This is a genomic window from Rhodopseudomonas sp. G2_2311 (genome assembly GCF_047501505.1).
GTDB lineage: Bacteria > Pseudomonadota > Alphaproteobacteria > Rhizobiales > Xanthobacteraceae > Rhodopseudomonas > Rhodopseudomonas palustris_H.
Genome location: NZ_JAZDRK010000002.1, coordinates 485197 through 507944 on the forward strand (window position 1 = coordinate 485197; position 22748 = coordinate 507944).

Sequence of the window (22748 nt, forward strand, 5' to 3'; positions counted from 1 at the left end):
ATGGCGCGCAAGACCGTCACCGACATCTCGGCCTGGCCGTCGCTCACTCTGGAGGGCAACCTCATCGCGCCAGCAATGGTCGCCAGCATCGATCGCCGGCAAGCCTCCGAACAGACGGAGGAGGACTACCGGATCCGCAAGGGACTGACGATCCGCGAGGAGGTCTCGACCGCCTTCCGCGTTGGTCAGTCTCATTTCGACGCTTTCCTGAAACTTCAAAACCCCTCGGCGGAGGCGACGCGCCGCTACGTGCGGGCCTTCCTGGCGGAAACCTTCGGCTTCGATGATCTTGCCCCGGCCGACGGCGTGGTCTCCTTCCTCGCCGGCGGCCGCGTCCCGATCGTCGTCGTGCCGCCATCTGAGGAAAAGCTCGATCGGCGCAGCCCGACGCTTTCGACCGATCGTTCGCGGTCTCCGGCATTTGCGCTTCAGGACTATCTCAACGACAGCGACGGTGCCCTTTGGGGCCTGGTCACGAACGGGACCGTGATCCGCCTTATGCGCGACAACGCCTCCTTGACCCGGCCGGCCTACGTTGAGGCGGACCTAGCCGCGATCTTTACGAACGAGGACGCTGCTTCCTTCGCGGTCCTCTGGTCGCTGATCCACCGCACTCGGTTCGGCGTCGCCGGCACGCCCGTCACCGATTGCGCGCTCGAACGCTGGCGCGAGTCGGGCTCGCGCGAGGGCGAAGCTGCCCGTGACCGGCTGGCGGCCCAAGTCGAAACCGCGCTCAAGGTGCTCGGCTCGGGGTTCCTCGAAGCCAACCCCGAACTCGCTGCCCGGCTGAAATCCGGCGACCTCGATCTCACCGAATGGTTCAACGAGCTTCTGCGCCTCGTCTATCGCCTGATCTTCCTGATGGTGGCGGAAGATCGGAGCCTGCTTCACCCGGATACGGCAAAGCCGGACGTCCGCAAGCTCTACGCCGAAGGTTACAGCCTCACCGCACTTCGCGCGCAAGCGGCACGCGCCGCAACCTGGGACAAGCACCACGACCGCTACGAGGGTATCAAAGTCGTCTTCCGCGCCCTTGCGCGCGGACAGGACGCGCTCGGGCTTCCAGCGCTCGGCGGACTATTCAGCGCCGACAAGCTGCCGCATCTCGAAACCGCACGTCTACGCAATCGCGCCTTCATGGAGGCGCTGTTCCGTCTGTCATGGCTTTCCGACAGAACCGGCATGGTGCCGGTGAACTGGCGAGCGATGGAGACGGAGGAGCTGGGTTCGGTTTACGAATCCCTGCTCGAACTCCAGCCGCAGCTTGGTGACGACGGCAGGACGCTCGTCTTCGCCTCCGAAGCCGCCGAGCAGAAGGGCAACCAGCGCAAAACCACTGGCTCCTACTATACGCCGGACAGTCTGGTGCAGCTCCTGCTCGACACCACGCTCGATCCGGTACTGGACGAGCGGGAAGCCCGGGCTGCCGATCCCGCCGAGGAGCTGCTCAAGCTCACCGTCATCGATCCGGCCTGCGGCTCGGGGCACTTTCTGCTCGCAGCGGCGCGACGCATCGCCACGCGCGTTGCCCGCCACCGTAATGGCGGAATCCCTTCCGCTGCGGACTTCCGTCATGCGTTGCGCGAGGTCGCGTGTCGCTGCCTCTACGGGGTGGACCGCAATCCCATGGCCGTCGAGCTGACCAAGGTGGCGCTGTGGATCGAAGCGTTGGAGCCGGGCCGGCCGCTTGCGTTCTTCGACGCGCAGATTCGTTGCGGCGACAGCCTGATTGGTGTGTTCGATCGCATGATGCTGCGAGAGGGATTGCCGGATGAGGCCTACAAGCCGTTGACTGGCGACGACAAGGAACTCTCCCGTCGTTACGCCCGCCTCAATAAGGAGCAGCGCGATCGGGCGAAGGGGCATCCGCAACTGTTCAAAGACTGGTCGCCGCCCGAAATCCTAGCGGAGCGGTATCACAGGTTGAAGGAGATCGCGCAAGATGATCTGGCGAGCGTAGAGGCGAAAGCACGAGGCTTCGAAGCGATCCGCCAGTCCGACGACTGGCAACGCCTAAAGACGGCCAGCGATCTCTATATCTCGGCCAATTTCTACATGGCGGCGTTCTTCACGCCGAAGTCAGTCGGCGCCACAGGAACGGACGCCATGCCGCTCACCGAGCATGTGTGGCAGGCGGCAGGCGGCCAGGCTCCCGCGGAGCATCTACGTCAGGGAGCAGCGCTGACCTCCGAGAAGGTGGGCGCCTTTCACTGGTTCATCGAATTTCCCGAGATCATGGAGCGTGACGGTGGCTTCGATGTCGTCATCGGCAATCCGCCGTGGGAGCGCATCAAGCTCTCAGAGCAGGAATTTTTCGCCGCGCGCTCGCCGGCGATCGCTGCCGCGCCGAACAAGGCGGAGCGCCAGAAGCTAATCGATGACCTGGAGAGGGCAGACCCAGAAAGTGCGGATGGACGTCTTTGGCAAGACTTCGTCTTCGCCAAGCGCACAGCGGAAGCGGCGAGCGAATTTGCCCGCTCGTCAGGCCGCTACCCGCTCACAGGTCGAGGTGATGTCAATACATACGCGCTCTTTGCGGAGCTATTCTCGCGTCTGGTTGGGCCGACTGGCCGTGCCGGCGTCATCGTGCCAACCGCCATCGCGACCGACTCCACTACGGCCAGTTTTTTTGCCGCACAGGTGGAAGGACGCCGATTGATCAGCCTGCATGATTTCCAGACTGGCCGAGGTTTCTTTGACCGAATAGGTCATGCGCGATTTAAGTTTTCACTCCTTACCTTGGCTGCCCCTAAGGCAGGGCCAGCCGAAATTTCTTTTAGTTTCTTCTCGCGTACTTCGGAAGATTTTCTCGACGAGAGGCGGCATTTTCATTTGTCGCCAGCCGAAATCGCCGCAGTTAATCCCAACACCAAGACAGTGCCGGTCTTCCGAACGCGCGCCGATGCGGAGTTGACGGCGAAGCTCTACGACCGCGCTCCGGTTCTGATCCGGGAACGGCCGCAGGAAGAAGGTGGCGACATCAATCCCTGGGGCATCACGTTCCAGCGCATGTTCGATATGTCTGGTGACTCTGGCTATTTCCTCACTCCAGGGCAGATGGAGGCCGACGGCTGGCAGCGCGAAGGCGGGAATTGGGTGCGGGAGATCGCGGCGGGTGTTGAACGCCGCGTGCCGCTCTACGAAGCCAAGATGATCCACCATTTCGATCATCGGTGGGCAACCTACGGCGACGGCGCGAGCGACGATGAGGAAGGTGCCCGCGACTGTACCCTTGCCGAAAAGCAGAATCCGGGTTTCGAACCGTCACCGCGCTATTGGGTGCCCGAGGACGAGGTCATCCTGCGCGCTGCCCGTGTGCCATCGGCATTGAAAAGCGCCATCAAGCTGGTGAAAGGCGAAGGCGGAAAGGGACGGCGCAAGGTGGACGCCGATGTGGGGGAAAGCGGCCGCTTGGCGGCGCTTAAAGTGCTCGCCACATGGCTGGCTGGAGCAGTGCCTGCTCTCGAAGGACGCCCAGCCCGAGAAGCCGACATCTTTCGCCTTCTCGGCCGAGCCCAGGACTGGCGTGCCGCTCTGAGGGTATCGCCCGAACGCTTTCTGCTCGATCCCAAGACGCTCACGGCCGCCGCCGAGATGCAAAACGAAACACCGCTGACGGGAGCTGATCTCACCCTCATTGCCGAGGGGCCGGAGGACGTACTCGCCCTCGCGGAACTGCTGGTCGCGATTAAACAGCCGCGTTGGCTCATTGGATGGCGTGATATCACCAACGCGACGAACGAGCGGACGGTGGTTGGGGGAGTATTCCCCAAGGCCGGCGTCGGCAACAACCTACCTATTTGGTATTCGGGCGCTGACGTCGACGGAAAGCGAGCGGCGGCCTTTGTCGGCATGCTTAGCTCCCTGACTTTCGATTTTTCTGCCCGGCATAAAGTTGGCGGTACTCACCTTAACTTTTTTATCGCCCAACAGCTCCCGGTCCTTCCTCCTTCTGATTTCTCTGACAAAGATCTCAACTTCATTGCCTCGCGTGTGCTGGAGCTGACCTACACGAGCCGCGCCATGGACCCCTGGGCGGAGACTCTTGGATATTCCGGCAATCCTTTCGCTTGGGACAGCGATCGTCGCGCCCAACTGCGCGCGGAACTCGACGCCTTCTTCGCCAGGAAATACGGTCTCAGCGAAGAGGAGTTTCGATATGTGCTCGACCCAGCCAAGGTCAAAGGCTCTGACTATCCATCAGAAACTTTCAGGGGACTAAAAGAGAAAGAAGCGCGTCAGTTTGGCGAGTACCGCACCGAACGTCTGGTACTGGAAGCGTGGCAGCAGATGCATGAGAGCCAGCAGCCGGCTGCGCTTCCTGCTTCTGTCGAATTGCCGCCTCTCGGAGGCCTACCGAATGATGCATGGGCTTGGCCCTCAAGCATTCAGCCTCGGGATCGTCTCCGTTACGCGGCGCAGTACGCGCTCTGGCAGATGGACCCCGCGAATGATGGCGCACGGATGCGCTTCATCATCGCCAGCCTCGCCGAACCCGCATTGTTGACGCCTCTGCTCGCCGCCGATGATCGGAATCAATGGGTCAGGCTCGTCGGCTCCGAAGCGCAGCCGGCACAGGGCACCGTCCGGCTTCGTCCCGCCATCAACGCGGCATGGCAATCGATGTTCGAAACGCTGCTCACCTCGGGTCAGTTGGAGGAGCGTGCCGACGGGACGTGGACGAGAGGACAGCACTTCAGCGCGACGGGATTGCAAGCCGCCTCAGCCGATGCACAGCGCACCGCCTTCGCGATCCGCGCGGTGCGGAGCATGGACGTCGGCAGCCTTACCGCGGCTGCGGCAGCACCCGAAGACAATGTGATCTGGGCGAGGTTCGGAAATGGCCGCTCAGGCTGACCTTTTCACGCCGACGATCCAACCGCCGCAGGCGCCGGAAGGCCGGGCCGGGCCTCGGCTCTGGGTGCGTCGTCTGGCAATCTTCCGCGATCCGCAGACCATCATCCGCGACGTGCCCCTGAAGCCTGGCCTCAACATCATCTGGACGCCGGATATGTCGAGCAGCGGCAGCCGTGCCCTGGCGCATGGTAGTGGCAAGACCACCTTCTGCCGTCTGCTCCGGGCGTGCCTGGGTGAAGCGGCTTATGCGACGGACGCTCAGCGGTCGCGGCTCATGACAAGGCTTCAGAATGGCCTGTTCGCGGCCGAGGTTCTGATCGACGGCGCATGCTGGGTCGCCATCCGCCCGCTGGGGGTGCCGGGCGGGGAGTTCGTCGTTCAGGCCGCTTCCATCGAAGACGCGATCGCGCAGGGGCATCGCGACGACGATCAAACATCCATCGATCCCGTCATCGTCTCCAGCTTCTTCTCGACAATCGCGGCAGCAGCACCGCCGGAGGTCGGCGGTGACCACGTTTGGGACGTGCTTCGCGCGTGGCTGACACGCGATCAGGAGTGCCGCTTGGCCGACATTCTGGCTTGGCGGTCATCACAGACACAGACCCGATCCCGCGCGCAGGTGTTGGGCGAGACAGCCAAGCTGACCATGGTTCGTCTTGCGTTGCGCGCGCTCGACGCGGAAGAACGCGCCGCCGCCGTCCGCGAGCGGGAATTGGTCGCTGCTGTCGAGGACGAACGCCGTCGCCAAACCTATCAGCAACAGCGATATGCCGATGGCCTGAAGGCTGTGAGGCTGGCGTTGGGTGTCGGCGACGACGTGGGCTTCGACGACACGATAGATCAAAAAGGATTGGTCTCGCTGGCCGAGGCAGCCTTGGCCGACGCCATGAGAGCCGATCTGCCGAAGTCGCCCGACGTCAGTTCGATCTTCGCGCGTCTTAAGGCGCTGAACGATGAACGCGATGAGTTGGTGGCGAAACGCCAAATGTTCGAGAAGGATGTTGAGCCCAAGCGTATCGCAGCGAGTCATCTTCGTTCAGAAGCGAATCTCGGTGAGGTCGATATTACTCAAGGAGGGATCAGAGTCTGCCCAGTCTGTAGGATTGGCATAGATGAGGTGAAAGCGAAGGGTTGCAACATTTCGCTCGAACCGTGCGATCTTCCTGCGCTGAGGGCGGCAATAGCGGAAAAGCAGAAGAAAGCCGCTGAACTGGACGCGGAGGCGAACGCTGCGGAACAGGAGGCGAAGCGCATCGGCTCCCTAATCCAGCAGCTTGAGCCCCGGAAGCAAGCGCTTGAGGCGGAGGCAAAGACAGCCACAGCCGCCAACAGCGCCGCTCAGGCAGCCGCCAGGGCGGTGCAGGACCGTGTCTATCGGGCGAGACGCACGCTCGATGATGTACGGACTCTCCGAGAAAGCGAGGCGGCAGCCAAGCCCACGGCGTCGGCGACTGCTGCGCTGGACGCGGTTCGCGCGCAGTTGGACGCTGGGCGCTCACGGGCACGGGCGGCCATCAGGACCCTGGAGGAAAAGTACCAAGGGATCATGGCGGCTTGGCTCCCCGAGGGGGTAACGGGCGCCGTCAAGCTCGACGGCCACGGCCTGAAGGTCGATGCGGAGTTTTCGGGGCGAGGCGAAGTTTCGACGGCGGCGTTGGATTCCCTGAAGATCGTCGCATTCGATCTCGCCGCGTTGCATATGGCGGTCGAGGAGAAGGCGGACCTGCCAGCCTTCCTCATTCACGACAGTCCGCGCGAGGCCGATCTGGACGGACAGCTCTATGCCGGCCTGTTCGAACTGGTGCATCAATGGGAGGAGGCAGTCGGGACGCCATGTTTCCAATACATCGTAACCACGACGACAGCTCCGCCGCCTGAATTGCAGGGCGATAGCTACGTGAGGCTCCGGATGAGTTCGACTCCGGCGGAGCAACGTCTGTTCGCCATGGACATCTGAGCTCCGCCACGATGACGATCGAATCGCCCCAATCCTTTGTCGTCCGTGAGGAATGCCAGAAGGCCGCATCGCAGAACGGCTTCCGCCGTATCCTGGGCGAAGAGGCCGGCTGGGCGGCTTTCGGCTCGACTACCGCGCACGGTACAATCTATCTGGCGGGCACGGGGCCTTCAGGGCCGTGGTATCTGGCCCTCGACCATCTCGGCGTCATCCGAGAATTCAAAGTGCGCGAAGCCGACATCTCAGGTCCCGGCCACGCCCGCTTCGTCTTCGATACGCTCAGTACGCTCTATGCGGCGCTGCATCGGATCTACGGGCTGAGTGTCAGCCTGCCCGATGCGCCGCTCCAGGAGTTTGAGCGCCGGGTGGCCGGCTTGCCCCGGACAACCGAGGCCGAACGGCTTGTCGTGCAGAGGATTGGGCAGGATGTCTTTCGTGATCGCCTGATGAACTATTGGCAAGGGCGCTGTCCGCTAACCGGGATCTCCGACCCGGCTCTGCTGCGCGCGTCGCACATCATCCCGTGGGCTGACTGCGAAAGCGACGCCGAGCGGCTCGACGTGCATAATGGCCTGCTGCTGTCGGCGCTGTGGGACGCCGCCTTCGACCGCGCGCTCGTGACCTTCGACGACCAGGGCCATCCTGAATTCTCGCCCGACCTCAGCGAGCAAGCACGCGGCGAGCTCCGATGGGATTCGCCCATTTCGCTGACTGACGAGCATCGCCGGCGGCTCGCCCGCCATCGCGATCGGGCGCGCGCTTTGTCATAACGCGGGTCCGTGACGACCCAGTCTGATCTCTGCGACCGTCGAAACCAATGCAGTATTAAGCGCCAGCATTGCAGCTTGCAGATGCGACAGACTGACATAGGCTTCGGACTCGATAGGGCCGTCCGCCGCGTCGATTGGCGTTCCGTAGTTGCCATAACGAAATGCGGTCGAATTTGGATCGATGGCGGCCAACTCCTTCATTCGCCTTACGATCCAAACAGGTACGTCTTCCTCATATTTCTCTTTGACCATTTCTACGAACCTGTCGGTGAGGTCGGTCAAATTGTGAGTTCGCTTGGAAATGGGCAACGCGGCTTTGAGAATGAGTTCGCAGGAGTGCCGATAGAGGAATAGGGCGGCATTGCCGACCTGATAGTCGGCAATACGCTTCTCCTTAATCGCGTCCACCAGCTCATTGGCGGCCGCGAAATATTCCTCGGCAAGAGAGGCGGTATTGGCTTGCATCATACCGCCGACCGCGAAGCCGTGCGGACCCGACCATTCGTCCTCGCGCGCGTGGTCGCCGGTAAGCTCCTCGAAGAGCGGCCGGGTCATGGTTTCTTCAGTAAAGATAGTGTTGCGCATTGTGATCAGGTCTCGCCTTTGGCGGTTTCTGGCTTGGATTCGGCCACGGAGTCGAAGCCAAAGGCAGCCGGCACTTTCTCACCCTTGACGGGCTGCCGGCCCCTCAGATGCTCGATGGTCAGGCGTGGCTGGCCGTGGCGTGCCGGATTGGGCGCGCCGGGTGTCGGAAGGGCCGGGAGGATAGGCGTTTGCCGTTGATGCACTTGTCCTGGGAGATCGACGGAAGAATAGCTGCAGCACCCTGCGCTTAATCGCGCCTATGGCCAAGGTGAAAACGCGGAGCGTGTCGCAGAGAAGCTGATCGAGGGAGCGGAAGATTTTGAGGAAGTGTTCGGCCCGAACTATTTGCTCGCGAAGCTCTATCGAGCGCTGGCCGGCAACGACGATTTCTGTGACGGCGGCTTTGAGGTTGTTCGGGCCCAGCTCAGCCGCATTGATCACCGGTTCTCATCTTAAGCGGCTAAGGAGAGCTGCTCACCTTTATCGACTCCCTCCTTGCTGTCGGCCATGCGGAGGCAACCGGCACCGCATCCAAGGCAAGTAGGTTCGAAATCGACAACGCGGCAGGGAGGAGAGCACCTCCTGTCAATGCGCTGATTTTATTAGAAGATTTGGCGCACCCGAGAGGACTCGAACCTCTGACCTTCGGCTTCGGAGGCCGACGCTCTATCCAACTGAGCTACGGGTGCATCGATATTCAGATAGTGGGCGAGATCGACCAGGGTCAATCCCGAATCCGGTGATCGCATCGACGGCAAAAAAGGTGGGCTTCAACCCCGCCGATTTGCGCCGCTTACGCTCTACAACCTCCTTCCAACTTGCTTCCGCAGTGCTTCCGCGACCTCCAAAGCGGTATTCGTTCTTTCGCCGAGCTTCACCAATCCCTTGGTTTCCCTCGCTTTTTCGACACCCGAAAACTCCACGCTTGACATGGCGTCTGCCTTCGGAGGGCAACGCTCTATCCAGCTGAGCTACGGGTGCGTGCTCCGTTCCTGTAGCCGATCGCAACCAGATCGGCAACGGGGGAGAAAAACGAAATTTTCTCAAAGGGGTAAGCATGACGTCGCGGCGTCAGGCTTCGAATCGTGTGGGGCGGAGCAGGGGACGGGGAGAGGCTGCAGCGGTGGCGGTGTGCCACGGGTGTGACGGCGGCGACGCCCGCGTCACCTTCTGAGGCCGAGGTCGTCGATCGGCACGATGACTTTGCCGATCGGCCACAGCGCGATGCCGGCGAGCTTCAGGTGGGCCCAGGCGAACGGAATTCCGATGATCGTCACGGCGAGCAGCACGGCGGTGACGAGATGCCCGATGGCGAGCCACCAGCCGGCGAACACCAGCCAGATGACGTTGCCGATCACCCCGAGCGGGCCGGTGCCGATGTCTTCGCGGCCGGTGACGGCTTCCCGGGGCACCGCCGTCTGACCGAACGGAAACAGCGTGTAGACGCCGATGCTGAAGGCCGCGCGCGCCCACGGCAAACCGATGATCGTGATCGCCATGATGACCGCCGCAACCGCCCAGCCGACAGCCATCCAGAAGCCGCCGAGCGCGATCCAAAGGATATTCAGCAGGAGCGAGACGGGAGACATGGCCAATCCTTCCGGAAAAACGTTGGTCGTTTCAACGTCTGCGTCGTGCCGGGCAAGAGCGCAGTCGGCTCGGGAATCATGCCGAGCATCGTGGCCCGGCAGCGAGATGTCCACAGCCGGTTCCCTAAGCCCGAAATCGCCATTATGGCGGCGAATTGCGGTCAAAGCTGCGGGGTATCGGCAATCCTCGTTCACGAGGAATCGCGACTTGCCCTACACCATCACAGCCATTCGACAAGATGAGAAGATGCGCTGCGTGCGCGACAGTGTTTTGGTGGCGTTCGCCAAGGCGCGGATCTGGGAGAGCGAAGGCTGGGACGTTGTCATCACCGACGAGGATGGCCGCACCTTCGGCACCGCCCAGCTCGATGCCCACGTGGCGGCGTATCGCTCGCTCGATGGCGCGGAGCTTGGCATCGACGACGATGACCTGATCGGGCCGAAGCCGATGAAGGTGCCGGCGCAGAGGTCGCGCGCCGAGCGCACGACGACTGCGCGGGCTCGGCCAGCGCCCGAAGCGATGCCGGCCTAACTCTGCTGCGCGCGGACTAAACTCGCGCCGCTCAGCTTTCAGCCACGGCGTCGCCCCACGGCTGGGCGATTTCGGTCGCGCCGCTGTTCGTTGTTCCGTGTCGCAGCACCACGCTGGGGCAGGCGAATTTCATCGGGAAGGTCTGCACCCGCGCCTCTTCGTAATCGAACCGCTGGCACAACGCCTTGCGCGTCGCAGCCGGCAGGCGCACGTCGCCGATCACCACGTCGCCTTCGCTGGCGTCGATCCGCGGCTGATGGATCGCGGCGTCGAGGTCCATGCCGTAGTCGATGACGAACGACAGCATCTGCGCCACCGCCGGCAGAATGCGGCGGCCGCCGGAGGCGCCGAGCGCCAGCCTGCGGCCGCCCGGCGCCTGCGCCAGCACCGGCGTGTAGTTGGTCAGGCAGCGCTTGCCGGGCGCCAGCGAGTTCGGCCGGCCGGGCTCGGGATCGAACCACATGATGCCGTTGTTCATCATGATGCCGGTGTGCGGCGTTTCGAATTTCGAGCCGAAGGTCGACAGCAGCGTCTGCGTCACCGCCGCCATGTTGCCGTCGCGATCGACCACCGAGAAATGCGTGGTACACGCCGGCGCCAGATGCTCGGCGCCAAGCGCGCGGCGGCCGTCGGCGTCGCCCATGTCGCGCAGCCGCTCTGCGTAGGCCGATTGCAGCGCCAGCGCGTAGGCCTGATAGGCCGCGGCGTCGGGTTCGCTGCCGGCCGGCGTCAGGTGCTCGCCGAGCACACGCAGCGTGTGCGCCAGCGTCGGTCCGGCGGTCAGCTCCGGCGTCGCGAACACCGCGCCGCCGCGATATGGGATCGTCAGCGGAGCGCGCAGATGCGCGCGGAAGCCGGCGAGGTCCTCCACCGACAGTGTGCCGCCGGCGGCCTGGATGTCGGCTGCGAGGCTCCGCGCCAGATCGCCTTCGTAAAAATCGCGCGGCCCTTGCTCGCCGAGCTGCGCCAGCGTCGCCTGCAGCCGGTCCTGCGGCAGGACGACGTTCGACTTGATGCCCCACGGGGCGTGCGGCGGCAGGCCGTCGACTAGATACGAGGCGGCGCTGGCCTGATACCGGCGCAGATCGGCCGTGACGCTGCCGATCATCAGCGTGGTCCACCAGTCGACCGCGAGCCCGTCGCCGGCGAGCGCGATGCTGGGCGCCACCAGATCGCGCCACGGCAGCCTGGCGTAGCGCCGGTGCGCCTCCTCCATGCCGGCAACCACGCCCGGCACCGCGACCGCGGCCGGTCCGTGGATGTTGCGGTCGTCTTTCACCCGCGGCCACGGAAACAGATCGGACGCCGCGCCGGCGCCGGTCAGCGGATAGTCCTCGACCCGCAGGCTCTGCGGCGCCCGCATCCCGTAGTCGATGACTTCGGTGCGGTCTTCCTTGGCGCGGTACAGCACCATCGCGCCGCCGCCGCCGATGCCGCTCATCCACGGCTCGAGCACGCCGAGCGCAAAGGTGGTGGCGATCACCGCGTCGATGCAGTCGCCGCCTTCCGCCAGCACGTCGGCGCCGATCTCGGCCGCGCGGCGCGACTGCGCCGCGACGATGCCGCCCTTGGAAATGATCGCCGGCTTACGGATCTGCTGCAGATGGCTGAACTGGTCGGTCATGCGGAGGCTTTCGCTGGCAAGGGGACAACACGCGGCGGGGCCGGCGCAGTGCGCCAGCGCGGCGTAGTGTAGGGCGTGCGGCGAGCCGCTGCTACGACGCAGAAGCAGTGATGATAATCAGGCGGCGCAGGTTGAAAGGTGCGAGGTGAGCAACTTGCGGAACGCGGCGGCAGGGATGGCAGGGCTGAACAGCCAACCCTGCATCTGGGTGCAGCCGAGCGTCGTGAGAATCTCGCGCTGCCGCGCGGTCTCGACGCCCTCGGCGGTGGTGGTCATGCGGCGCGACGCCGCGATGTTGACCACGGCCTGCACGATCGCGGTCGAGCCTTCGGTGGTGTCGATGCCGTCGATAAAGCTGCGGTCGATCTTGATCTTGTCGAACGGGAAGCGCTGCAGATAGCTCAGCGACGAATAGCCGGTGCCGAAATCGTCGAGCGAGATCCTCACCCCGAGCGCGCGAAGCTGGGTCAGCGTGCTCAGCGCAGCGTCATCGTCGTGAATCAGAACCGCCTCGGTGACTTCGAGTTCGAGCCGTTCCGCCGGCAGGCCCGCCGCACCGAGCACGGAGGCGACCAGCAGCGCCAGCGACGGCTGACGGAATTGCACCGGCGAGATGTTCACCGCGAGCGTGATATCGGCGTCCCATGTGGCCGCCTCGGAGCAGGCGGTCGCCAGCGTCCAGGCGCCGATCTCGTTGATCAGGCCGGTGTCCTCGGCGATCGGAATGAACTCGGCCGGCGAGATCATGCCACGGGTCGGATGCCGCCAGCGCAGCAACGCCTCGCAACCGGTGATCGCGCCGCTGCGCAGATCGACCTGCGGCTGATAGTGGATTTCGAAGCCGCGGTCGGCGATCGCGTTACGCAGATCGAATTCGAGCTGGCGGCGGGTCTTGGCGACCGCGTCCATTTCCGGCTCGAAGAACCGGAAGGTGCGCCGGCCTTCGGCCTTGGCGCTGTACATCGCCAGGTCGGCGTTTTTCACCAACTGGTCGAGATCAGCGCCATCGCGCGGCGCGATCGCAATTCCGATCGAGGCGTCGGTGGAGAGCAGGTGACCGAGGCACTGATAGGGCAGACGGATCGACTCGTAGATGCGGTCGACCAGCGCGGTGGCTTCGTCGGCGCCGCCGACTCCGATCTGGATGATGGCGAATTCGTCGCCGCCGAGCCGGGCGACAAAGTCAGTCTCGCGCACGCAATCGCGCAGCCGGACCGCGACCTGCTTCAAGAGCTCGTCGCCGACCGGATGGCCGAGCGTATCGTTGATGCTCTTGAACTCGTCGATGTCGATGTACAGCAGCGCGAACGGCGCGCCGCGGCTGGCGCGTTGCAGTTCGTTTTCGAGCCGCTGCCGGAACATCGAGCGGTTCGGCAGATCGGTGAGGCTGTCGAAATGCGCCAGATAGGAGATCCGCTCGTCGTAACGTTTGCGCTCGGTGGCATCCTCGTGGGTGATGACCCAGCCGCCGCCCGGCACCGGCACGCTTGAGAACTCGATCGAGCGGTCGTGGATGCTGTGAATCTCCGATACGCGTTGCGACGACAGCCGGTCGATCAGGTCGGTAGTGATTTTGTCGATGTTGCCGCCGAGTGAACCGGTCGATTTCCGATGTTCGAGCACGTCACGCAGACTGCAGCCGGGCTTCACCACCTCGGGCGACAGGCCGTACATCTCCATGTAGCGCTGATTGCAGATCACCAGCCGGGCCTGGGCATCGAACAGCAGCAAGCCCTGTGACATGTTGTTGATCGCGGTGTCGAGCCGCTGCTTGTCGAGCTGCAGCTTGCGCTGGGTAGCGCGGTGGTGCTTGCCGATCTGGTTGATGATCAGCAACAGGATCACGGTCACCACCAGAGCCGAGACCGCCGCGACCGAGACCATCAGCTTGGTCTGGGTCCGCCAGCTCGCCAGCGCATCCTCGGTGGTGGTGGTGACCACCATCACGATCGGCAGTTCGGTGAGCGCGTGCGATGCGACCAGCCGGTCCTGCCCGTCGATCGGGCTGGTCAGCCGCGCGGTGGTGTCGTCGTCGAACATCGCCTGCTGCTGGGGCGGGCCGTCGCGGAAGTTGCGGCCGATCATGCCCTCCGCATAGGGATGGCGTGTCAGCAAGATACCGTCGCTGTGGTGCATCGAGACGGCGGATTCGCCGACCAGCGAGACCTGTGACAGGAAGCGATCGAAATGCGCCGGCGTGATCGCGCGCGTCACCACGCCGAGGAATTCGCCGTCGGCAGCGGTCAGCCGCTGCGCCAGCACGATGCTCCAGCCGCCGGCCAGCGCGTTCTGCTCCAGCGCGACGGTAACCCGCTGCGCGGTCCCGGATTTGTGGTCGAGGAAGTAGCGCTGATCGGCAATCGACAGCACCGGCACCGGCCACACGTCGGAGGTATTGATCAGGGTGCCGCCCGCATCGAAAATTTTCAGCGCGGTGATCTCGGTCGCGCCTCGGGCGCGCGAGCGCAGCGTCTGATGCATCGCCAGCGTCGCCATCGTGCCGCCGAACGCTTCGGCCGAGGGCTGCTGCATCTGGCGGGCGGTGGTGACGATGTCGTTCTGCATCGCCAGGAAATCGTCGATTTCGCGGTCGTAATGCAGCGCCAGCAGCAATGCAGTGTTGGACAGTTCGCGCTCGCCGTTGCGCAGCGCCTTCTCTTTGAAGTTGCTGACCGTCAGCGTGGTGGTGACCGCGATGCCGGCAATCAGCAGGGCGCCGCTCAGGATCAGCCAGAGGATCGGGCGAAGACGCAGCATCCCGGCGACGGACGAGTTCTCGCCGATGTCAGGAGGAGGTTCGAAAGCCGGATCTGGAGGCCGGACGTGCTGCATCCTGCGAAAACTACCTGCCACAGATGAGAGGCGGGTTAGCAATCACGGTAAGCAAAACTTGAATCGGGGGGCGGCGCTGGAATTGTTCAAGACTGCGCCTGTTCAATATTGCTCATACCGGCGCTGGCGGGTCAATTGCTGCGAAGGTTCAAACGACGGTCTGCCGCGCAAAAGCAAAGGGCCGGCGGATCGCTCCGCCGGCCCTTTCGAAATACGAACGGCAGCTGACTGCCGGTGCCGAGCGGTGCCCGGTTAGTTGATCGGCGTGCCGGCGCGCGGCGCTGCAGCGCTGTTGGCACGATAGACTTCGAACACGCCCCACGCGGCGGCGGCGAGATACACCAGCGCCGCCAGATTGCGCGGCAGGATCATCGCCAGCGCGATCAGTGCGACCGCCGTGGCGCAGGCTTTCACCAGCTTGTTCTCGTCGGCGAAAATCAGCTTGAAGCGATCCCAGTTGTCGACCTTCAGCGGCAGCTCCAGGGTCTGCAGGCCGAACTTCTCCCAAGCACCCTTGAAGCCGAGTTCGCGCGCCCACAGCAGGAATAGCGCGACCAGGAAGGCGACGATCGTGATGACCGCGGCGAGAGGGCCGCCCGCGTAGCCGATCACGACCACCAGGGCGACTGCAAAAGCACCGATCCAATACTGCATTGATTTACCTTTCGTCACCCGGCGCTCGCGGGTGCCCTTTCAGGTTCGCTCACGCGCGGTCGTCGCGGGTGAGGTGGAATGACAAGCCAGGCACGCGCTCGCTGTTGCGGAGGTCGTCATCCTCGTGCGCTCACAACCACCGCCTGCGGAACATCGACGCGTGCCGATTCCCAGCTCTTTTTGAATAGGGCAAATGAGAAAACGCTGCCAGTCAGGCGAATTGCTGACAGTGATCATTGGATGAAAGTGGTTCGCGGACGTTCCGACCGGACCAATAGGTGGCAAGGTGCGGCATCCTGTGGGGCGCGGAGCGAAGCTCCCGCTGCGGCGTATTCGCCTTTGGTCGAGTGCTGACCGGTATTCTTACCAGCGATCAACTTAATCACTGCGTAACGACGACTGCGAATAGTCGAGCCTGAGGGGAGAATACCCATGCTGCAGACGCTCGAAACCACGGATTTGAAAGAAGCGCGCCGATCGCGGATCGCGCAGTTCAGCGGCCGTGCCGCCACGCTGAAGGTCGGCGGCTCCTCGGTCACCGGCATCGTTCGCGCCGTCAAGGAAGACAAGACCGGCGAGACCCCGCGCTGGATCGTCACCGTGATGGCGCAGCCGGCCCGGCGCTGATCACTCGGGCAGCAATTGCGACGGCGGAACGAAGTGGTGGGCATTTTGGCCCGCCTGCGCTTTCGCCTTCGCCAGTTCGGCGCGGGCCACCACGCGCAGATGCACCTCATCAGGCCCGTCGAGAAACCGCATCGCGCGCCCCCAGGTCCATAAGTAAGACAGCGGCGTATCCGGCGTCAGGCCCATCGCCCCGAACACCTGCATGGCGCGATCGACGATCCGGGTTTGCAGCCGCGCCGCCACCAGCTTGATCGCCGAGACGTCGACCCGCGCTGCCGCATTGCCGGCGCGGTCCATGCGGTGCGCCGCGTGCATCACCAGCAGCCGCGCCTGATCGATCTCCAGCCGCGATTCGGCGATCCAGTCTTGAATATTCGCGAAGTCGGCGAGGTGCTTGCCGAACGCCTCGCGTTCGAGCGCGCGCTCCGCCATCAGTTCGAGCGCGACCTCGCATTGACCGATGGTGCGCATGCAATGATGCACCCGCCCAGGCCCGAGCCGATCCTGCGCCAGGCGAAAGCCTTTGCCTTCCTCGCCGAGCAGATTGGCGGCCGGCACCCGGACGTTGCGGAACACCAGCTCGCAATGCCCTTCCGGCGAGTGGTAGTGCATCACCGGGATGTTGCGGACGATCGAAAGGCCGGGCGTGTTCATCGGCACCAGCAGCATCGAGTGCCGCTCGGTCGAAGTCGCCGGCAGGTGGTCGCCGGTGACGCCCATCACGATCGCCAATTTGCAGTTCGGGTGCGCCGCTCCGGTGATAAACCATTTGCGGCCGTTGATGACGTAATCGTCGCCGTCACGGGTGATGGTGGTGCGAATATTACGCGCATCCGACGAGGCGGCATCCGGCTCGCTCATCGCGAAGCAGGAGCGGATTTCGCCGATCAGCAGCGGATCGAGCCACTCGGCGCGCTGCTCCGGCGTCGCTGCCAGATGCAGCAGCTCCATGTTGCCAGTGTCGGGCGCATTGCAGTTGAATACTTCCGAGGCCCAATGCACCCGGCCCATGATCTCGGCGAGCGGTGCATATTCGACGTTGCTGAGACGCTGGCCGGGATCCTCATCCCGCAGGCCCGGCAGAAACAGATTCCACAGATCCTCGGAGAACGCCCGCGACTTCAGCCGTTCGATCAGCCCCAGCGGATAGTGCCCCGCGGCCGCTTCACGATGCCAGGCGACGTTGGCCGGCTCGACGTGGAAACGCATGAAGTCGGAAAGCTGCGCGCGCAGCCGTTGCACCTTGTCGCTGTGGTCGAAATCCATACGCGGCTCTCAGGCGGGAAGGGCGGCGGAGTGGTCCGCCGAGGTCGGTGGCGCCGGCGCGCGGCGTCGCTGCGACCGCATCAATTGCGCTTCAGGCTGAGGATGTATTGCACGATCTCGGCGGCATCGCCGGGCGCAATGATGAAGTTCGGCATATCGGTGTGGTTGGAGCGCAGGAACACGTTCAGCGACAGCGCGGTGGTCGAGGGCAAATTGGCGATCCGCGAGAACCCCGGACCTTTGCCGTCGCGGGCATCGTCCGGCTCAATGGCGTGGCACTCCGCACACCACTGCGCGGCAAGCTTATGACCGGTAGAGACGCCGTCCTGCGGCGCGGCAGCGTCGGCGCGGTGCAGCCGAACCATCAGCAGCACCGCGACGATCAGAAATCCAGTGGCCGGGAGCCGAAACCAACCCTGCGGCATCGTCACGATTAGTGGCGGACCGTGCCGGGCGCGACGTGGAAGTCCTTGTCCAGCGCGTCGAGCGTCACCTTGTTGGCGCAGTACGCCTGGTAGTGCTCGGCGAGCGAACCGTCGGCGATATCATGATCGCATTCCGCCTTGTGGCGGCACAGCGCGCAGACGCGCTCGAGATCGCGCATCACCAGCGGCTGAGCGCGGGCGATCGCGTCTTCGTCGATGCCGAGAACCTTGAGGAGCTGCGGCAGCTCTTCAACCTTGTGCGGACCCTGGCGGACCAGCTCATCGAGATCCGACGCGGTGACGCCGAGGTCGTGAGCGATACGGCCGAATTCAGCAGAGTCGAATTGGCACATCTCGACGACTTCACGGCGATGCTTCAGCCAGTCGGCGAAGGTTTCGATCAGCCGGTCGACGAGCGGATAGGGGCGGCTATGGGCAGGCATTTCGCCCTCCAAGATGTCTGACGGTGGCGGTACAATCGCCGAACGCCCCCCCAATCACATTGCGATAGATCAAGCAAAATACCCCGGACATCACCGGAGGTAACGGCTGACAAGCCAGCAAAATCAGGCGTTTGTTCGCTGTGCGGAATGCGGCTTTGTGGCCGCGTAGCGCGGTGCTGATCGCGCGGTCAGCGCCGCGCGTAGGTGGCCCGGGTCAGCGGCAGTCGCGCTTGTTCGAGGTGGCGACCGGGCGCGCCGGGGCGGCCAGTACTGAACGTCGGAATGGTCGGCCGCAGTTCTTCGAGGAAGATCGGCTTGGAGTAGTAGTAGCCTTGCGCATAGCGGATCCGGGTCATCGCCTGCAGGTAAGCGAGCTCTTCGAAGGTCTCGAGCCCTTCGGCGATCACCGTCATGCCGAGCGCTTCACTGAGCGACTCGATGGCGCGCAAGATGCCCTGGCTGCGCGGCCGCTTGTGAATGTCTGTGATGAACGAACGGTCGATCTTGATCTCGTCGGCGGTGATATCGGCGAGCGCCGACAGTGACGAGTAGCCGATGCCGAAATCGTCGATCGAAAGTCCGACGCCGATCTCCCGCAGCATCGGCAGGATTTGCTTCTGGAAGTGTGCTTTAGCGACGAATGCGTCCTCGGTGATTTCCACCATGAACCGCTTCGGACATTCGGTCGCGGCCAGCGCCTCGCAGAACGAGCGCATGAAGTCCGGCGAGCCGGCCTGCTTGGCGGCGACGTTGACGCTGATGCTGGCGTGTTCGCCGAAGGTGGCGTTGATCAGGTCGATCGACTTCATAATCTCGGCGAGCACCAGATGAGTCAGCTCGTCGATCAGGCCGAGTTCGACCGCGAGATCGACGAAGGTGCCCGGTGCCTGAATTACCCCGTTGTCGTCGCGCAGCCGCACCAGCGCTTCAATGCCTTTGACCTCGTTGGTGCGGATGTCGACTTTGGGTTGGAATGCGCAGCAGAAGCGCCTGTCGAGAATGGCCTGGCGCAGCGACTGCTCCACCGCCATCCGCTCCAATGCCTCGCGCTCCATCGCGATGCTGAAGATCGCCGAGGCGCCCTTGGCATCGCTCTTGACCCGGTACATCGCGATATCGGCGTTCTGCCGCAGCGCCTCGTAGTTGCGGCCGTGCTCGGGATACAGGCTGATGCCGATCGACGCCGACGCGAACACTTCGGTGCCGTCGATGTAGAACGGCGCTTTCAATCGCTGCAGCAGAAATTCGATGTGATCGGCGACTTCCGCTTCGCTGGTGATGGGATCGAGCAGCAGCAAGAATTCGTCGCCGCTGATCCGCGACAACACGTCGGTGTCGCGCAGCTCCAGCGACAGCCGCTTGGCGATTCCGACCAGCAGCGCGTCGCCGACCGAATGGCCGTAGTAATCGTTGATATGTTTGAAGTTGTCGACGTCGAGAAACGCCAGCGCAAAATGGTGCTGCCGGTGGTCCTCGAGCAGCGCGGTGACGTGGCGTTCGATCACGGCGCGGTTGGGCAGGCCGGTGAGCTCGTCGTAATAGGCGCGGCGGAACAGCTCGTCCTCGATCACCTTCTGCTCGGTGATGTCCAGCGAGCTCGACAGCAACAGTTTGCGCCCCGCGATCTCCACCGGCTTGTGCGCGGTCAGCAGCGCGCGGGCCGCGCCGCCGAGGGCGATGCGTTCTTCGCGCGTGCCGGACAGGCCCTGGGACAGCAGCGCGGCGCCGTCGCTGCGGCGCCGATCGAGCGGCGGGTTGCTGGCGGTGTCGGTCGATTCAGGCAGAAGTCGATATTGTGCGGCGGCGGCGTCGTTGATGAAGACAAACCGGCCGTGCTCGTCCTGCACCGTCACGGCCGAAGGCAGCGCGCGCACGATTTCTTTGAACAGCCGCAGGTCCCCTGCGTCAGCGGCCACAATGCCCGCCGCGTCCGCGGAAAGCGCCTCATCGCTCTCGGCGACGTCGGTCGTCACGGTTGAGGGAGAGGCTGGTGCGGCGCTCGTCATGCGCGCGAAGGATGGCGAACGCCGCTGTAATAATGGTTAAGTGCACCCCTGAATGCCGGCTCAATCCTGCATCCGCAGTGGATTTGAATTGCAGTCGAGTATTTGTCATTAACAGAGTATCAACACCTACAACGAAAGACGCGGCAGCAACGGTTGCCCGATCAGGGAGAGACAGCGATGGGACGGCTCGACGGTAAGGTTGCGGTGATCACCGGTGCGACCAGCGGCATCGGTTGGCGTACCGCGGAGGTATTCGTGGCCGAAGGCGCCCGGATCGTCGTCGCCGGCCGCCGCACAGCAGAGGGCGAGGCGCTGGCGGCGCAGCTTGGTTCGTCCTGTGTGTTCAAGCAGACCGACGTCACCGACGAGGCCCAGGTGAAGGCCCTGATCGGCACCGCTCTCGACAGCTTCGGCCGGCTCGATTGCCTGTTCAACAATGCCGGCGGGCCGGCGCAGACCGGCGGCATCGAGGGCCTCGAGGTCGATCGCTTCGACGCTGCGATGGCGACGCTGGTGCGCAGCGTGATGCTGGGCATGAAGCATGCCGCCCCGGCGATGAAGAAGCAGGGCGCCGGATCGATCATCAACAACGGCAGCATCGCCGGCCGGCTCGCCGGGTTTTCGTCGTCGCTGGTGTATGGCGCCGCCAAGGCGGCGGTGAATCACCTGACCAAATGCGTCGCGATGGAGCTCGGCGAATCCGGCATCCGCGTCAATTCGATCTCGCCCGGCGCGATCGCGACCGGCATCTTCGGCAAGGCGCTGGGGCTGACCACCGACGCGGCCGAAAAGACCGCCGCGACGATGCGCGAGATCTACAAGACCGCGCAGCCGATCCAGCGCGCCGGCATTCCGGACGATATCGCTCAGGCCGCGGTGTTTCTCGCCAGCGACGAGTCGACCTTCATCAATGGTCATGATCTCGTCGTCGACGGCGGCATCACCGGCGGCCGTAACTGGACCGCGCAGCAGCAGGGCTACGTCGCGCTCCGCAAGGCGTTCGATCACGGCGAGGGGTGAACAACACGCTTGCCGTCATTGCGAAGAGCGAAGTGACGAAGCAATCCTGCCAGGTGCACTGAACTCTGGATTGCTTCGCTGCGCTCGCAATGACGAGAGAAGCTGTTCTGCGAGCTAATTCAGCGGCGCGATATTGACCCGAAGCCCGTCTTTCGGTTTCGGGATCGGCCACATCTGCCACGAAGCCTGGTAGTTCGGCGGCAGCGACAGGTCGACGTTCTGCAGCAGATGGACGGCGAAGCACTTCGCCTGCATGTAGGCGAAGTTGAGCCCGAGGCACATATGCGCGCCGCCGCCATAGGGAATCCAGGCGAAGCGGTGGCGGCCGCGGGAGGCGTCGTCGGTGAAGCGCAGCGGATCGAACTGATCGGGGTTCGGCCAGATCTCCGGCATATGGTGGGTGTACAGCGGATTGACCGCCACCATGGTGCCGGCCGGAATCGTATAGCCCTTGAAGCTGAAGGCGCGGGTTGCCCGGCGCGGCAGCGACGGCACCGGCGGCCGCAGCCGCATCGCTTCCTTGAAGGCCATTTCGGTGAGGGGCAGTGCGTCGAGCTGTTCGAAACTGATCGGCTCGCCCGGCTTCAGGCCGAGACCAGCGATTTCCTCGCGCAGCTTCTGCTGCCATTCCGGATGCGCCGCGAGTGCGGCGACGAACGAGGTCAGCGACGACGTCAGCGTGTCGTGCGCCGCCATCATCAGGAAGCTCATATGATCGATGATCGCCTGGTTCGACAGCAGTGCGCCGTCGTCGTGGGTGGCGCGGCAGAGCTGCGAAAACAGGTCGTCGCCGCCCTTGGCGCGGCGGATCGGAATCTGTTCGGCGAAGTAAGCGACGATGCGCTGGCGGCCCTTGACGCCGCGGGCCATCGCGGTGCCCGGCCACGGCTTGCGGATCGGCGCCACCGAGGCTGCGACCATGTCGATGAAGGCGCGGTTGACCTCTTCGGTCTCGGCGCCGATTGCGGTGCCGAGGAACGAGGTCGCGGCGAGATCGAGCGTGAGCTGCTTCATCGCCGGGTAGCACAGCATCTCGCCGGGCCGAGCGCGCCACTCCGCGACGCGGCGCGCGATGCCGGCGTTGAGTTCGGCCAGATAAGACTGCATCGGCCCGGCCTTGAACGCTACCGACAGGGTGCGCCGGTGCAGCCGGTGCTCGTCGAAATCGAGCATCATCAGGCCGCGCGGAAACAGTCGCCCGAGGATCGGTCCCCAGCCATGGGTCGAGGAAAACAGCTTGGTATTATCGAACAGGACCAGTTCGTTGGCGTCCGGCCCGAGCAGGGTGATCGAGGTCTCGCCGAGCACGCGGCTGCGATAGACCGGACCGTGGGTCCGCGCCATCTTCTCGACCTCGCCTTTCGGATCGGCGAGCACCGCGAGCGTGCGGCCGATGATCGGCCAGCCTTCGTCACCGGGAATATGAGCGAGCGCGCTGGGCTTCGGCGGCACTGGCCGAGCGACGAGTGACGAATCCGCGACTTGGATCGACATGGGGCCTCCCTAGGCGGTTGTATCGGCCATGCGGAGGTGTGCCTCCGTTCTGTGGCGTGTTGTAGTT

General features: G+C 64.0%; 16 protein-coding genes and 2 tRNA genes. 6 read left to right on the top strand and 12 right to left on the bottom strand.

The features are described from left to right. From VRZ08_RS05175 to VRZ08_RS05185, 3 genes are read left to right on the top strand one after another with little or no spacing between them, the layout of a single operon-like run. The gene (locus VRZ08_RS05175; protein WP_414531807.1) at window positions 1–4857 is read left to right on the top strand and encodes an Eco57I restriction-modification methylase domain-containing protein; all 4857 of its coding nucleotides are present in this window, start codon (window positions 1–3) and stop codon (window positions 4855–4857) included. Further along, the gene (locus VRZ08_RS05180; RefSeq protein WP_414531808.1) at window positions 4841–6814 is read left to right on the top strand and encodes a DUF2326 domain-containing protein; all 1974 of its coding nucleotides are present in this window, start codon (window positions 4841–4843) and stop codon (window positions 6812–6814) included. Before VRZ08_RS05175 ends, VRZ08_RS05180 begins: the two co-directional genes overlap by 17 nt. Window positions 6815–6825: 11 nt before the next feature. After that, on the top strand, window positions 6826–7584 hold the full coding sequence (locus VRZ08_RS05185; protein WP_414531809.1) for an HNH endonuclease: 759 nt from the start codon (window positions 6826–6828) through the stop codon (window positions 7582–7584). Here VRZ08_RS05185 and VRZ08_RS05190 read toward each other — a convergent pair. The 4 genes from VRZ08_RS05190 to VRZ08_RS05205 all read right to left on the bottom strand — a co-directional run bounded on the left by VRZ08_RS05190 (window position 7579) and on the right by VRZ08_RS05205 (window position 9758). After that, window positions 7579–8169, bottom strand: a complete 591-nt coding sequence (locus VRZ08_RS05190) for a hypothetical protein (protein ID WP_414531810.1) — start codon at window positions 8167–8169, stop codon at window positions 7579–7581. The two genes, VRZ08_RS05185 and VRZ08_RS05190, sit on opposite strands and share 6 nt — an antisense overlap. Window positions 8170–8781: 612 nt before the next feature. Further along, window positions 8782–8858, bottom strand: a tRNA-Arg gene (locus tag VRZ08_RS05195). 216 nt (window positions 8859–9074) lie between these two features. After that, window positions 9075–9150, bottom strand: a tRNA-Arg gene (locus tag VRZ08_RS05200). A gap of 182 nt (window positions 9151–9332) precedes the next feature. Then, window positions 9333–9758 (bottom strand): YccF domain-containing protein, encoded by a 426-nt coding sequence (locus VRZ08_RS05205; RefSeq protein ID WP_104511920.1) that lies wholly within the window; start codon window positions 9756–9758, stop codon window positions 9333–9335. A gap of 247 nt (window positions 9759–10005) precedes the next feature. Between VRZ08_RS05205 and VRZ08_RS05210 the strand changes: the two genes are divergently transcribed. Continuing rightward, window positions 10006–10290 carry a hypothetical protein gene (locus tag VRZ08_RS05210; protein WP_414531837.1) on the top strand — a complete coding sequence of 95 codons (285 nt, stop codon included), beginning with the start codon at window positions 10006–10008 and terminating at the stop codon, window positions 10288–10290. Between the two features lie 31 nt (window positions 10291–10321). Here the strand turns inward: VRZ08_RS05210 and VRZ08_RS05215 are convergent, their stop codons facing one another. The 3 genes from VRZ08_RS05215 to VRZ08_RS05225 all read right to left on the bottom strand — a co-directional run bounded on the left by VRZ08_RS05215 (window position 10322) and on the right by VRZ08_RS05225 (window position 15400). Further along, window positions 10322–11914 (bottom strand): gamma-glutamyltransferase, encoded by a 1593-nt coding sequence (locus VRZ08_RS05215; protein WP_414531811.1) that lies wholly within the window; start codon window positions 11912–11914, stop codon window positions 10322–10324. A gap of 117 nt (window positions 11915–12031) precedes the next feature. After that, window positions 12032–14671 (bottom strand): EAL domain-containing protein, encoded by a 2640-nt coding sequence (locus VRZ08_RS05220; RefSeq protein WP_414531812.1) that lies wholly within the window; start codon window positions 14669–14671, stop codon window positions 12032–12034. A 327-nt stretch (window positions 14672–14998) separates the two neighbouring features. Beyond that, window positions 14999–15400: a hypothetical protein gene (locus VRZ08_RS05225; RefSeq protein WP_011156345.1), complete on the bottom strand. Its 402-nt coding sequence runs from the start codon at window positions 15398–15400 to the stop codon at window positions 14999–15001. A gap of 432 nt (window positions 15401–15832) precedes the next feature. On the opposite strand from VRZ08_RS05225, the gene VRZ08_RS05230 reads away from it, so the two are divergent. Beyond that, on the top strand, window positions 15833–16027 hold the full coding sequence (locus tag VRZ08_RS05230) for a hypothetical protein (protein ID WP_011156346.1): 195 nt from the start codon (window positions 15833–15835) through the stop codon (window positions 16025–16027). On the opposite strand, the gene VRZ08_RS05235 is transcribed toward VRZ08_RS05230, so the two are convergent. The 4 genes from VRZ08_RS05235 to VRZ08_RS05250 form a co-directional block, all read right to left on the bottom strand. Beyond that, window positions 16028–17293 (bottom strand): acyl-CoA dehydrogenase family protein, encoded by a 1266-nt coding sequence (locus VRZ08_RS05235; RefSeq protein WP_414531813.1) that lies wholly within the window; start codon window positions 17291–17293, stop codon window positions 16028–16030. It abuts the gene before it with no gap. 80 nt (window positions 17294–17373) lie between these two features. Beyond that, entirely contained in the window at window positions 17374–17718 is a 345-nt protein-coding gene (locus VRZ08_RS05240; RefSeq protein ID WP_414531814.1) for a c-type cytochrome, read from the bottom strand. Window positions 17719–17726: 8 nt separating this feature from the next. After that, window positions 17727–18161, bottom strand: a complete 435-nt coding sequence (locus VRZ08_RS05245) for a hypothetical protein (RefSeq protein ID WP_107342962.1) — start codon at window positions 18159–18161, stop codon at window positions 17727–17729. 188 nt (window positions 18162–18349) lie between these two features. After that, window positions 18350–20167: a putative bifunctional diguanylate cyclase/phosphodiesterase gene (locus tag VRZ08_RS05250; protein ID WP_414531815.1), complete on the bottom strand. Its 1818-nt coding sequence runs from the start codon at window positions 20165–20167 to the stop codon at window positions 18350–18352. Window positions 20168–20344: 177 nt separating this feature from the next. On the opposite strand from VRZ08_RS05250, the gene VRZ08_RS05255 reads away from it, so the two are divergent. After that, window positions 20345–21187, top strand: a complete 843-nt coding sequence (locus tag VRZ08_RS05255; RefSeq protein ID WP_107354248.1) for an SDR family NAD(P)-dependent oxidoreductase — start codon at window positions 20345–20347, stop codon at window positions 21185–21187. Window positions 21188–21301: 114 nt separating this feature from the next. On the opposite strand, the gene VRZ08_RS05260 is transcribed toward VRZ08_RS05255, so the two are convergent. Beyond that, the gene (locus VRZ08_RS05260; protein WP_414531816.1) at window positions 21302–22681 is read right to left on the bottom strand and encodes a cytochrome P450; all 1380 of its coding nucleotides are present in this window, start codon (window positions 22679–22681) and stop codon (window positions 21302–21304) included. Window positions 22682–22748 lie beyond the last annotated feature (67 nt).

Bases quoted from the DNA above. Each gene is read 5' to 3' on its own strand.
- VRZ08_RS05175 (WP_414531807.1), top strand. From the start codon at position 1: ATGGCGCGCAAGACCGTCACCGACATCTCGGCCTGGCCGTCGCTCACT.
- VRZ08_RS05180 (WP_414531808.1), top strand. From the start codon at position 4,841: ATGGCCGCTCAGGCTGACCTTTTCACGCCGACGATCCAACCGCCGCAG.
- VRZ08_RS05185 (WP_414531809.1), top strand. From the start codon at position 6,826: ATGACGATCGAATCGCCCCAATCCTTTGTCGTCCGTGAGGAATGCCAG.
- VRZ08_RS05190 (WP_414531810.1), bottom strand. From the start codon at position 8,169: ATGCGCAACACTATCTTTACTGAAGAAACCATGACCCGGCCGCTCTTC.
- VRZ08_RS05205 (WP_104511920.1), bottom strand. From the start codon at position 9,758: ATGTCTCCCGTCTCGCTCCTGCTGAATATCCTTTGGATCGCGCTCGGC.
- VRZ08_RS05210 (WP_414531837.1), top strand. From the start codon at position 10,006: ATGCGCTGCGTGCGCGACAGTGTTTTGGTGGCGTTCGCCAAGGCGCGG.
- VRZ08_RS05215 (WP_414531811.1), bottom strand. From the start codon at position 11,914: ATGACCGACCAGTTCAGCCATCTGCAGCAGATCCGTAAGCCGGCGATC.
- VRZ08_RS05220 (WP_414531812.1), bottom strand. From the start codon at position 14,671: ATGCTGCGTCTTCGCCCGATCCTCTGGCTGATCCTGAGCGGCGCCCTG.
- VRZ08_RS05225 (WP_011156345.1), bottom strand. From the start codon at position 15,400: ATGCAGTATTGGATCGGTGCTTTTGCAGTCGCCCTGGTGGTCGTGATC.
- VRZ08_RS05230 (WP_011156346.1), top strand. From the start codon at position 15,833: ATGCTGCAGACGCTCGAAACCACGGATTTGAAAGAAGCGCGCCGATCG.
- VRZ08_RS05235 (WP_414531813.1), bottom strand. From the start codon at position 17,293: ATGGATTTCGACCACAGCGACAAGGTGCAACGGCTGCGCGCGCAGCTT.
- VRZ08_RS05240 (WP_414531814.1), bottom strand. From the start codon at position 17,718: ATGCCGCAGGGTTGGTTTCGGCTCCCGGCCACTGGATTTCTGATCGTC.
- VRZ08_RS05245 (WP_107342962.1), bottom strand. From the start codon at position 18,161: ATGCCTGCCCATAGCCGCCCCTATCCGCTCGTCGACCGGCTGATCGAA.
- VRZ08_RS05250 (WP_414531815.1), bottom strand. From the start codon at position 20,167: ATGACGAGCGCCGCACCAGCCTCTCCCTCAACCGTGACGACCGACGTC.
- VRZ08_RS05255 (WP_107354248.1), top strand. From the start codon at position 20,345: ATGGGACGGCTCGACGGTAAGGTTGCGGTGATCACCGGTGCGACCAGC.
- VRZ08_RS05260 (WP_414531816.1), bottom strand. From the start codon at position 22,681: ATGTCGATCCAAGTCGCGGATTCGTCACTCGTCGCTCGGCCAGTGCCG.